Origin of the sequence: Flavobacterium psychrotrophum (assembly GCF_003403075.1) — a bacterium.
GTDB lineage: Bacteria > Bacteroidota > Bacteroidia > Flavobacteriales > Flavobacteriaceae > Flavobacterium > Flavobacterium psychrotrophum.
In genome coordinates this window covers 3528334-3541426 of sequence record NZ_CP031557.1, presented here as the reverse complement: position 1 = coordinate 3541426, position 13093 = coordinate 3528334, and the positions used below count along the sequence as shown (strand labels likewise).

Here is a 13093-nt window from a genome sequence, read left to right as displayed (position 1 = left end):
CTTTGTTGTTCTTATTTCTTTCTTTCTATCCAGCGGTTTATTTTACTCTCTAAAACACTTAGCGGCAGGCAACCTGCATTGAGCACCTGGTCGTGAAATTCTTTAATGTCAAATTTGCTGCCTAATTCTTTTTCTGCCCTGGTGCGCAGTTCGCGTATTTTTAACTGGCCTATTTTATAAGATAGCGCCTGTCCCGGTATTGCCATATAGCGTTCTATTTCGGCTACAATGCTTTCTTCGGGTTCGGCCTCGTTATCCAGCGAATATTGTATGGCTTTCTCACGCGTCCAGCCTTTGGTGTGTATGCCGGTATCTACCACAAGACGAATGGCGCGGTGCATTTCGGCACTCAGCATCCCAAAGTATTGGTAAGGGTCGGTATATAGGCCAAGTTCTTTTCCAAGCGATTCGGTATATAATGCCCAGCCTTCACCATAGGCATTAAACCATGTTGTTTTACGAAATTCCGGCAGATCTTTGTTTTCATGTTGCAGCGATATCTGGTAGTGGTGTCCCGGTATTGCCTCGTGTAGAAACAAGTCTTCGTCGGCAAAAACGTTATACTTTTTTACATCCGGTATAGGAACATAAAATATCCCCGGGCGTGTACCATCAAGACTGCCCTGGTTGTACTCAGCGCTTGCACTGGCCTCGCGGAAAGCCTCTGTGCGTTTTACCTCAAAAGGCGTTTTTGGTTTTTTGCCAAAAAGTTTGTCAAGGTTGGGTTTCATCTTTTCGTGTATGGCATTAAAATGGTCGATAACCTGCTGCGGATCGGTATACGGCATCAGCTCTTTTTTGCTTCGCACATAATCAAAAAATGATATCAGGTCGCCGGTGTAGCCAACCTCTTTCTTTACCTTTTCCATTTCTATTTTTATGCGTGCCACTTCCTTAAGCCCCAGCTCGTGTATCTCATCAGCGGTCATATCGGTAGTAGTATAACCTTTTATCAGGGTTTTATAATACTTGTCGCCATCGGTAATGGCAGATATGCCACTGGTTGCCCTGCTTGCTGCAAGATAATCAGTACTCAGGTATTTGTACAAAGCCTGAAAGGATGGAATAAGTTTTTCGGCCAGCATCTTTGTGTACTTTTCATCCAGTTCTTTCTTCTCCGCAGCTGTAAACGAAATGGGGAAAAGGTTTATGGGGCTGTAAAACAAGTGCTTTTTTGGGTCGGCTGTAGTCATGGCTTCCATCTGCGGCAGTACTTTAACGGTAAGCGCTTTAGGTAATACATATCCTTTTGCCACACCCTCTTTTAATTTTGGTACTGCCATTTGCAGCCAGATATTAAAGCCCTCAAGGCGTTCCAGCCAGTTGTTATAATCTTTTACGGTTTTAAAAGGCTGCGCACTGGTGCCACTTGCCAGCTGTGCTACGGCAAGCGGTGTGCTGTAAAACTGGCTTATTGGCATCAGGTCTTCCCTAAAATTAAGCTGCTCAAGGCTTTTGTTGCATTCAAATTCCAGTACCTGTTTACTTATAAGGTCGTTTTCATTAAGGTCATCATCCTTGTATTTGGATAGTTCTTCTTTGTATTTGTTGAAAAAATCTTTCACTTTCTGGATGTACTTGTCATCAAGCGTGTTCGGAAAAATGTTATTATACCTGTCATCGCCGGCCATAGTAGCCTCAAAAGGAAAAAGTTTTAGTATTTCTTCCTGATAGTTTTCAAAAACTTTAGCAAGTTCTTTATTTGGTGTGGTAACAGTGGCTTTCTTTTGACAGGATTGTAAGCCTATAAACAGACTCAAAACCAGTAAAATGCGTGTTTTCATGTTGTTAGTTTGGTTAAATTTATCAAATATAGATAAATTTAACAGCAGTTGCCCTTATAAAAGAAAACGGGTTAAATATTTCTCAGTTAAAACCATAGGCTTACCTTTGTAACCTTGTTTTAAATAACGTTATAGCATGAACCAATACAGCAAAAGGCGTGAAGCCTTACTATATCACGCCAAGCCGCACCCCGGAAAAATACAGGTAGTACCTACTAAACCATATGCCACACAACGCGATCTTTCGCTGGCATATTCGCCCGGTGTTGCAGAGCCTTGCCTTGAAATTGCAAAAGATGTAAACAAAGTATATAAATATACCGCAAAAGGAAACCTTGTAGCTGTTATATCTAATGGTACAGCAGTACTTGGCCTGGGCGACATAGGTCCTGAAGCCAGTAAGCCGGTGATGGAAGGGAAAGGCCTTTTGTTTAAAATATTTGCCGATATTGATGTTTTTGATATTGAAGTTGACACTAAAGATATTGAAGCATTTATACAAACGGTAAAAAATATTGCACCAACTTTTGGTGGTATTAACCTTGAAGATATTAAAGCTCCGGAGTCGTTTGAAATAGAGCGCCGCCTGGTAGAAGAACTTAATATTCCGGTAATGCACGACGACCAGCACGGTACCGCCATTATATCATCATCGGCACTTATTAATGCAGCCGAGCTTGCAGGTAAAAAGCTGGAAGAGATGAAGATCGTAGTGTCTGGTGCAGGTTCTGCGGCACTGGCCTGTTCTAACCTGTATGTGCTTCTTGGTGTAAAGCCTGAGAATATTACCATGTTTGATGTAAACGGTATGCTGGTGCAAAGCCGTACCGATTTGCTCGACCTGCAAATGAGGTATGCGCAGCCTGGCGAACCTAAAACCCTTGCGGAAGCAGTTGTGGGTGCAGATATGTTCCTGGGCCTTTCGGTAGGTAATGTGTTATCGCCGGAAATGCTGCTTACCATGGCAAACGATCCTATTGTGTTTGCAATGGCAAACCCGGTTCCTGAAATTGCTTATGATGTAGCCGTTGCCACGCGTGAGGATGTTATTATGGCAACCGGACGCAGCGATAACCCTAACCAGGTTAATAACGTACTTGGTTTTCCGTATATATTCCGTGGCGCGCTCGATGTAAGGGCGACAAAAATAAACGAAGCCATGAAAATGGCTGCTGTTCATGCGCTTGCTGAGCTTGCAAAAGCATCGGTGCCAGAGCAGGTAAATATTGCTTATGGCGAAACCAAGCTGCTTTTTGGCCGCGATTATATTATACCAAAACCTTTTGACCCAAGGCTTATTGCTGTTGTAGCCCCTGCTGTAGCCCGTGCGGCTATGGAAAGCGGTGTGGCACAACAGCCCATAACCGATTGGGATAAATATAATGAAGAGTTACTGGAACGCCTGGGTAACGATAATAAAATGGCACGCCTGCTTACTAACCGTGCCAAGACGGCTCCTAAGCGTGTAGTATTTGCTGAGGCAGACCAGCTTGATGTACTTAAGGCAGCCCAGATCGTAAAAGAAGAAGGTATAGGAGAACCGATACTTTTAGGTAACCGCCAAACAATAGAAGAACTTAAAGAAGGTATAGGCTTTGATGCCGATGTGCTTATTGTAGACCCGCGCAGTGAAAGCGAGCAGGACAGGCTTTACCGCTATTCTGATGCGTTCTGGAAAGCACGTCGCCGTCGCGGTATCAACCAGCTGGATTCAGAGAAGATGATGACGCAGCGTAACTACTTTGCAGCCATGATGGTAAACCAGGGCGATGCCGATGCTATGATTACAGGCTATTCGCGTAATTACCCGGCTTCTGTTAAACCTATTTTACAGCTTATACCAAGGGCGCAAAATATTAGCCGTATTGCTACCACTAACATGATGCTTACAAAGCGTGGCCCTATATTTTTATCTGATACGGCCATAAACCCTGATCCTACTGCAGATGATCTTGCTAAAATAGCACTGCTTACTGCCAGTACGGCAAGGCTTTTTGGTATGGAACCGGTTATTGCCATGGTATCTTATTCTAACTTTGGTTCATCGCAGGAGGCCGGCGCGGTAAAAGTGCGCGAGGCCGTTTCTATACTGCATAAAAACTACCCGGACCTTATTGTAGACGGCGAGGTGCAGGCAGATTTTGCCCTGAATTCAGACATGCACCAGGACAAATTTCCGTTCTCTAAACTTGCAGGTAAAAAGGTAAATGTTATGATATTCCCTAACCTGGAGTCGGCTAACATTACCTATAAATTGTTGAAGGAACTGGATAAAGTAATATCTATAGGCCCAATAATGATGGGTATGGATAAGCCGGTGCACATAGTACAGTTTGGTGCCAGTGTAGACGAAATGGTAAATATGGCAGCCGTTGCTGTTGTAGATGCACAGGAAAAAGAAAAACGCCTTAAAATGCCTAAAAACGTGTAGTTAGCTACAGGTTAAATAATTTTGGCTATTTTTGGGCATAGCTAAAAAACATTTATGATAGCACATCTTGAAGGGAGAATGGTGGAGAAGTCGCCTACCGAAGTAGTTATAGACTGCAACGGTGTGGGCTACCAGGTTAATATATCGCTGCATACGTTTTCTTTGCTGCCGGATTCTGAAAAAATAAAACTATATACTTTTTTGCAGATAAAAGAAGATGCGCACACGCTTTTTGGCTTTGCCGAAAAAGCAGAACGCGAACTTTTTAAACTGCTTATCTCGGTTTCGGGGGTGGGGGCAGGTACGGCACGTACAATGTTATCATCGCTGGAGCCACGACAAATAATAGGCTATATTGCATCCGGTAATGTAGGTGCCATACAGGCTATTAAAGGAATTGGCATTAAAACAGCACAGCGCGTATTGCTCGACCTAAAGGATAAAGTGTTAAAACTGTACGATCTGGAAGAAGTTTCTGCCCCGGGTTACAATACAAACCGGGATGAGGCGTTATCTGCCTTGGAGGTATTGGGCTTTAATAAAAAGCTGGCCGAAAAGGCTATCGAAAAAGTGTTGAGGGAAACCCCCGGTGCCACTGTAGAAGCAATTATAAAACAAGCATTAAAAAATTTATAAGTCCTTGAAAACAGAGTACTCTAAAGACTTTTATAAAAACTTAAAATATTCCCTCTCGATACTTTTCCTTGTTATAGGCCTTTGCGCTCAGGCACAGGTAACAGAAGAGGAGGAAGAAAGTGAGGCATCCCGCGATACCATAAAGGGCTACAATTCAGGTAAGGTTGAACTTAAAAATCCTACCAGTATTGTAGAGGCATATACCTACGACCCGGTAACCAATACTTATATTTATACCAATAAGTTTGAGGGGTTTAATATTACCTATCCGGTTGTAATGACGCCGGAGCAGTACCAGGAGCTGGTATTGCGCGAGTCGATGCGTGATTACTACAGGCAAAAAAATAAGGCAATGGATGCTAAAGCAACGCCGGAGCAGCAGCGCGATCTTTTGCCCAGGTATTATGTGAATTCAGGTCTTTTTGAAACTCTTTTTGGAGGCAATACCATTGATATTAAACCACAAGGATCTGTTGAAATGGATCTTGGTGTGCGTTTTACCAAGCAGGATAATCCATCACTATCGCCGCGAAACAGGCGTACTTTTACCTTTGATTTTGATCAGCGTATTAGTATGAGCCTTCAGGGTAAAGTGGGTACAAGGCTAAACGTAAATGCCAACTATGATACACAAAGTACCTTTGCTTTCCAAAATCTTATAAAGCTGGATTATACCCCTACCGAAGATGATATCATCCAGAAGATAGAAGTGGGTAACGTAAGTTTCCCGCTTTCAAACTCGCTGATAAGGGGTGCACAAAGCCTTTTTGGTGTTAAGGCACAGTTTCAGTTTGGTAAAACAACCATTACCGGTGTATACTCTGAGCAGAAATCGCAAACCAAGACCGTGCAGGCGCAGGGTAGTGGTGTTGTTCAGGATTTCTCGCTTTTTGCATTGGAGTATGATGCAGACAAGCACTACTTTCTTTCGCAGTATTTCCGCAGCCGTTATGACGATGCCTTAAAAAGATATCCTCTTATATCGCAGCAAATAAAAATTACCCGTATTGAAGTTTGGGTTACCAATAAGCAAAACAGGATTAATGCTGCTGAAAACAACTCCCGAAATGTTATTGCAATCCAGGATTTAGGTGAAGGGCGCCTTACCAGCGAGCCTACTGTTCCGGGTATTGCATCTGTAGATATTACAGCACAGACTGTTGGTTTTGCATCAGAGGGAGAACCTGCAAATTTCTTTATCAAAGGTGGTGCAGATAACTTTCCTGATAACGGTAATAACAACCTTGACCCAACAAAAGTGGGTGGGGCAGGTAGCTTACTTGCGCCAAGCATACGCGAAATTGTTACTACCACAAACGCCAGCTTTGTGTCTCCGCTTGCTGCGGCAGAGGGGCGTGACTATGCCAAGCTTGAAAATGCACGCAAGCTTACAACAAGCGAATATACACTGCATGACCAATTAGGTTATATATCCCTTAACCAAAAACTTAGTAATGATGAGGTCCTTGCGGTAGCTTACCAGTATACTGTGGGCGGACAGGTATATCAGGTAGGTGAATTTGGTACAGATGGTGTAGAAGCTACTACTGCTACTACGGATACAAATACGGGGCAGGTTACTAATGTTTCTACACAGAGCCTCATACTAAAACTTTTAAAGAGCAGCCTGGTAAATGTTGAAGAGCCTACGTGGAACCTGATGATGAAAAACATCTACCAGATACCAAGCGGTTACCAGCTAAGCCAGGAAGATTTTACATTTAACATACTTTATACAGATCCTTCTCCTATAAATTATATAAGGCCGGTGCCGGGTGTGGGTTTTCCTACCCCAACAGGGCCGGATGCAGAAGATTATACCGTGTCTGACACGCCGTTGTTACGGGTGTTTAATCTGGACAGGCTGAGTTATGCGGGTGACCCGCAAGCTGGTGGAGACGGATTTTTTGACTGGCAAGAAGGTATAACAATTGACTCGCAGAATGGGCGCATCATATTTACAACCGTAGAGCCTTTTGGTAATTTCCTGTTTGATAAACTAAAGAATACCGGAGATGCCAGTGATTATAGTAATAACGTTACTTATAATGGTAACCAGTCCAGGTATGTGTACAAAACATTGTATAACACTACACAGGCAGAGGCATCGCAGCAAAGTAATAAAAACAAGTTCCAGCTAAAGGGCCGCTTTAAAAGTAGTGGCGGTGGCGATATTTCGCTTGGCGCGTTTAACGTTCCGCAAGGTTCAGTAGTGGTAACAACAGGTGGGCGTACTCTTGTAGAGGGGGTAGACTATACTGTAAACTATCAGGCAGGTACTGTGCAGATACTTGATACATCATTACAAAATGCCAATATAGAAGTATCAGTAGAAAACAATAATACTTTTGGGCAGCAAACACGACGTTTCTTTGGTGTTAATGTTGAGCATAAGTTCAATGATAAATTTTTGGTAGGGGCTACATTGCTTAGAATGTCAGAGCGCCCTTTTACCAGTAAGACCAACTACGGCCAGGAATCTGTAAATAATACTATTGTGGGTATGAATACCAACTTTAGTACAGAGGTGCCGCTCTTTACAAGGCTAGTAAATAAATTACCATTTGTAGATACCGATGTGCCATCAAACCTGTCATTTAGGGGAGAAATTGCATATCTTAAACCGGGAGCCAGTAAAGCAGACCAGTTTAATGGTGAGGCTACTACTTATGTAGAAGATTTTGAAGGCTCGCAAACCACTATAGATATGCGCGGCGCTACGGGCTGGTCGTTATCTAGTGCGCCTGTAGGGTTTGGTGGAGAACTTGATGGTATTAATTCTGGTTTCCGCAGAAGTAAGCTTGCATGGTACAGCATCGACCCTATATTTTATGCTTCGGCTTCGAGGCCGGATGGTATTAATGCGGGCTCTATATCAACTAACAAAACACGTCGTATTTATTATGCAGAGCTTTATCCGGATACTGATGTAGTACCGGGACAGAGCCGTGTTGTAAGTACGCTGGATCTTTCTTACTTTCCGCAGGAACGTGGTCCGTACAACTATAGCCCTGATGGTGCTGCCGGATTTACAGAGGCACGCGCATCGCAAAACTGGGGTGGTATTATGCGCTCTATAACATCTACAAACTTTGAACAGACTAACGTAGAATATATACAGTTTTGGTTACTCGATCCTTATATTGGCAATAGCGGAGATGCAGCAGATGCTGATAACACCGGTATGCTGGAGGTACATTTGGGCGAAATGTCTGAAGATATATTAAAAGATAACAGGAAGCAGTATGAGAACGGACTACCGGGAGCTAACAGCACATCTCCTGTATTTACAACTGCCTGGGGTAAAGTTCCGGTTTCGCAATCCCTTATTTACGCTTTTGATACTGAAGGCGGCAACCGTGCGCTACAGGACGTGGGTCTTGATGGCTTGAGCGATGCTGAAGAAGCTGCAATGTTTCCCGGATTTACAGGAGATGACCCGGCAGCAGATAACTACCAGTTTTATTTAAGTGCAAGGGGCAGTATTGTAGACCGCTATAAAAATTATAATGGTACACAGGGTAACTCGCCAATAGATGTAGGCGATACAAACCGTGGTTCTACCACATTGCCGGATGTTGAAGATATCAATAAGGATAATACCATGAATACCATTGATGCGTATTTTAAGTATCAAATTCCTATTGGGCCTAACGCCGTTCCGGGTACAGGTTATGTTGTAGATGCACGTTACAATGAGAGAGAGCAAATGGAAGAGGGTACTACACCACGCCGCTGGCTGCTTTATAAAATTCCGGTTAAAAATGCTACTGACAGTGTAGGTGGTATTAACAGTATACGATCAATACGTTTCATGAGGATGGTTGTGGCAGGTTTCCGCCGCGACGTTACACTTCGTTTTGGAGCTTTAGATCTTGTAAGAAGCGAATGGAGACGTTATGAAAATGCGCTTGATTCTGAGGCGGACATTGAGAATGATGAGTCTACCTCGTTTACAGGTTTTGATGTTACGTCATTAAACATACAGGAAAACGCGCAGCGCAGCCCTATTAATTATGTGTCGCCACCGGGCGTACAGCGTGAGCAGTTATACAGTAACAATGCGGTGATTAACCAAAATGAGCAGGCACTGTCTTTAAGGGTATATGCTACTAATGCTTCTACCTCTAACGACGCGGGGCTTGAACCGGGCGATTCGCGCGCGGTGTTCAAGAATGTAAACGTAGATATGAGGCAGTTTAAAAAACTGAGGATGTTTTTACATGCCGAAGCATTGCCGAGTACAACAGGAACAGGGCCTCAAAGCGGAGCATTACAGGATTATGAAATGAGTGGTTTCCTTCGTTTTGGTACCGACTTTACAGATAACTTTTACCAGGTAGAAAAACCACTAAGGGTAACGCCATATTCAAGCAATGCAACAGTAAATGCTGACGATGTATGGATGGAGGATAATGAGATCGTAGTAACATTAGGTGCCATTACCAAGCTTAAGCTGATGGCGCTTGGAGGGCAAATTCAACCGGGAACAGATAATATTTACCGTATGGATGCTAACCTTCTGGACTCTTCATTGCCGGCCGGTATGGTTATAGGGGTAAAGGGTAACCCTAACTTTGGTTATGTGCGTACCCTTATGGTAGGTGTAAGAAACAATACACAAAGCCTTCATGATACAGATAATACTGTAGCGGTAAGGCATGTGCGTGGAGAAGTTTGGTTTAATGAGCTTCGTCTTAGCGATATGGATAACAAAGGTGGTATGGCAGCTGTAGCCAGCCTTGATACTAACTTTGCAGACCTGGCTACGCTTTCTGCTACGGGTAATATGAGTACTATAGGCTTTGGAACCATAGAGCAGGGGCCAAATGAGCGTAGCAGGGAAGATTCTTATCAGTATGCGCTTGTAACAAATATTAATGCCGGTAAGCTAATGCCAAAAAAATGGCATATGAACATACCGTTTAACTACAGTGTGGGAGAGACGAGTATTACGCCAAAATATGACCCGTATTATCAGGATATAACTGTAGATCAGGCATTATCTGTAGCATCATCTGAAGATCAAAAGGATGTGATACGCAATCGTGCTATAGATTATACAAAAACAAAGAGCATAAACTTTATAGGAGTCAAAAAGGAGCGTGGAGCAGAACAAAAACCACACGTTTATGACCCTGAAAACATAACGCTGTCGTATTCTTATAATCAGACAAACCATCATGATTTCCAGATTGAGGATATGCTGGACCAGCAGGTAAGGGCAACTGCAGATTATAACTTTGCTTTTCAGAACAAGCCGGTAGAGCCGTTTAAAAACTCGGCCTTTATGAAAAAGAGCCAGTACTGGAAAATGCTGAGCGACTTTAACTTTAACTACCTGCCAAGCAACTTATCATTTAGCACAAATATCATAAGGCAATATAACAGGCAGCAGTACCGCGATGTAGAAGTTGAAGGTATAGCTATAAGCCCGTTGTACAGGAGAAACTATTTCTTTAATTACCAGTATGGTTTTAATTACAACATTACTAAGTCGCTTAAGTTTAACTATGCGGTGGCCACAAGTAATATAGTAAGGAATTATCTGGATGAAGACCAGCGTCCTATCGAAGATTATACTGTGTTTCAGGGCTTTTGGGATACAGGTGAGGCAAATACCCATACGCAGCAGTTTGTTGTAAACTACGAACTGCCGATAAACAAATTGCCATTCCTGAGTTTTGTAAAAAGTACCTATAGTTATAATGGTACTTATAGCTGGACACGTAGTACAGACGCATTGCGATATGTAATTCCGGATGATGGAGGAGATAGAATAGACCTTGGTAACACCATTCAGAATTCAAGCTCGCACAAACTGAACACTACCCTTAGTATGGACCTGTTCTATAAATACCTGGGGCTGGGTCAAAAAAAGAAGGCTGTTGCTAAAAATGCACCTGCAAAAGTTGCCCCGAAACCGGGTGAGAAGATTACAGCTGCACCTAAAACCACACAGGACGGCAACGTGTTTTTAGACAGGCTGGTAGGTGTGCTTACCAGTGTAAAAACCATGCAGATAAATTATACCGAAACAGATGGTATTGTGCTTCCCGGTTTTGTGCCGGGCATAGGATTCCTCGGGTCTACAAAGCCTTCATTAGGATTTATATTGGGTAGCCAGGATAGCGATGTGCGTTACGAGGCCGCTAAACTGGGTTATCTTACAAAATACGACCAGTTTAACCAAAGTTACCAACAGTCGGCTACTAAAAATCTTGAGCTTACAGCAAGGGTAGACTTGTTCCCGGATCTTACTATCGACCTTAGGGGAGAAAGGCTAAGTACCATGAATTACTCTGAGCAGTACAATGCTTATGATCCTTATGACCGCGACCGCGATGGTTTGATAAATGATTATACAGGGCTTTCGCCAAATACATTTGGTAATTTCCAGATATCTACAATACTAATTAAAACAGCATTTAGTACCAGTGATGTTAATGGTAGTGCCGCGTTTGACCAATTTAGGGAGAACAGGATGGTAATAGCCAACAGGCTTGCTGCACAGTATTATGGTACTACAGAATTTCCGAGGTATGCGGCAGGAGGTGGCGATTTCGCTACAGCAAATGCGGGCTATCCGGTAGGTTTTGGCCGTAATAACCAGTCGGTAATGCTGCCAGCTTTTCTTGCAGCTTATCAGGGCAAGGATGCCAATGATGCTAAGACAGGTATGTTCCGCGACACGCCGCTGCCTAGCTGGGTAGTTAAATACACCGGGCTTATGCGTTATAAATTCTTTAAAGACAGGTTTAAGCGTTTCTCGTTACAAAGTGGCTACAGGGCATCATATAACATAAATTCTTATACAACAAATTATAACTATACAAGCCCTGAAAGAAATGAAGACAATCGTGCATTAGTAATGCAGGATAACGGTGGGGTGGGTAACTTCTATAATAAATATGTAATAAGCAATGTTAACCTTACTGAGCAGTTTAATCCGCTTATACGCTTTGACGTAGAGATGAAAAACTCGATGAAAGTAGTTGCAGAGGTGAAAAAAGACCGTACGCTTAACCTTAGTTTTGACAATAACCTGCTTACTGAGGTTAAAGGTAATGACTACACTTTAGGACTTGGCTACCGTATAAAGGATGTGATTATTAATTCGCGCCTGGCAGATAATCCTACAAATACTATTAAGAGTGATATAAACCTTAAAGCAGATATTACGCTAAGGAAAAACATTACAATAGTGCGTTACCTGGATTATGACAATAACCAGCTGGGCGGCGGACAGGATATCTGGACGCTAAAACTGACGGGAGATTATTCGTTTAGTAAAAACCTGACAGCTATTTTCTATTATGACCACTCATTTAGTAAGGCGGTTATATCTACATCATATCCGCTAACTACCATTCGTACAGGCTTTACGCTAAGGTATAATTTTGGTAACTAACGTTAAAAAAAACATTTTTACAGTTGACCTGTAAAACATATATTTGCTAAAAAACAAACAACATGAACATTCCTGCTGAATTAAAGTACACCAAAGACCACGAGTGGGTTAAAATAGATGGCGATATCGCCACTGTAGGTATTACTGATTTTGCCCAGAAAGAACTGGGAGATATTGTATATGTAGAGGTTGAGACGCTTGACCAGACTCTTGCTAAAGATGAAGTTTTTGGTACGGTAGAAGCGGTTAAGACCGTATCTGACCTTTTTCTTCCGCTTTCAGGCGAGATCATCGAATTTAATGATGCGTTAGAAACTACTCCGGAAAGTGTAAATGCTGATGCTTATGGCGCAGGATGGATGGTTAAGGTTAAAATATCTGACGCTTCTGAAGTATCTGAACTTTTAAGCAGCGAACAATATAAAGAACTTATAGGTGCGTAAATTATACTTTTGGGCAGCAATATCATTAACTGTATTTATTACTGTGGCCTGCCTTGTAAGTATGCGCAATTTTGATGACCTTGAAGTTGTAGAAGATACAGACAAATATGTGCATCTTGCATTTTATTTTGTTTTTACTTTTACATGGTACCAGTATCTGGTAAGAAAGTTTCTTGATACACCCAAATTTAAAATTCGCCTTTATACTTTTTTATGGGCGTTTTTATATGGAGTGTTTATCGAAATTTGCCAGGGGGCTTTTACAAAAGACCGTAGTGCCGACTTTAATGACATTATAGCAAACAGTTCGGGGGCATTACTCGCAACTGTAGTGCTATGGTTATTGTCAAAATTAAAAAAATCATAAAGAGTCCCGGATTATTCCGGG

Annotated in this window: 6 protein-coding genes; 5 read left to right on the top strand and 1 reads right to left on the bottom strand. The window is 42.5% G+C overall.

What is annotated here, in order from left to right:
* Positions 1-11 precede the first annotated feature (11 nt).
* The gene (locus DYH63_RS15170) at positions 12-1784 is read right to left on the bottom strand and encodes a DUF885 domain-containing protein (protein ID WP_116789595.1); all 1773 of its coding nucleotides are present in this window, start codon (positions 1782-1784) and stop codon (positions 12-14) included.
* A gap of 136 nt (positions 1785-1920) precedes the next feature.
* Between DYH63_RS15170 and DYH63_RS15165 the strand changes: the two genes are divergently transcribed.
* The 5 genes from DYH63_RS15165 (at position 1921) to DYH63_RS15145 (ending at position 13072) form a co-directional block, all read left to right on the top strand.
* Positions 1921-4215 (top strand): NADP-dependent malic enzyme, encoded by a 2295-nt coding sequence (locus tag DYH63_RS15165; protein ID WP_116789594.1) that lies wholly within the window; start codon positions 1921-1923, stop codon positions 4213-4215.
* A gap of 54 nt (positions 4216-4269) precedes the next feature.
* Positions 4270-4851 carry a Holliday junction branch migration protein RuvA gene (gene ruvA, locus DYH63_RS15160; protein WP_116789593.1) on the top strand — a complete coding sequence of 194 codons (582 nt, stop codon included), beginning with the start codon at positions 4270-4272 and terminating at the stop codon, positions 4849-4851.
* Between the two features lie 4 nt (positions 4852-4855).
* Entirely contained in the window at positions 4856-12262 is a 7407-nt protein-coding gene (gene sov / locus DYH63_RS15155; protein WP_116789592.1) for a T9SS outer membrane translocon Sov/SprA, read from the top strand.
* 62 nt (positions 12263-12324) lie between these two features.
* Positions 12325-12705, top strand: a complete 381-nt coding sequence (gene gcvH / locus DYH63_RS15150; RefSeq protein WP_116789591.1) for a glycine cleavage system protein GcvH — start codon at positions 12325-12327, stop codon at positions 12703-12705.
* A complete protein-coding gene (locus DYH63_RS15145) occupies positions 12698-13072 on the top strand; it encodes a VanZ family protein (RefSeq protein WP_116789590.1) in 375 nt (124 codons plus the stop codon). Before gcvH ends, DYH63_RS15145 begins: the two co-directional genes overlap by 8 nt.
* Positions 13073-13093: the final 21 nt, after the last annotated feature.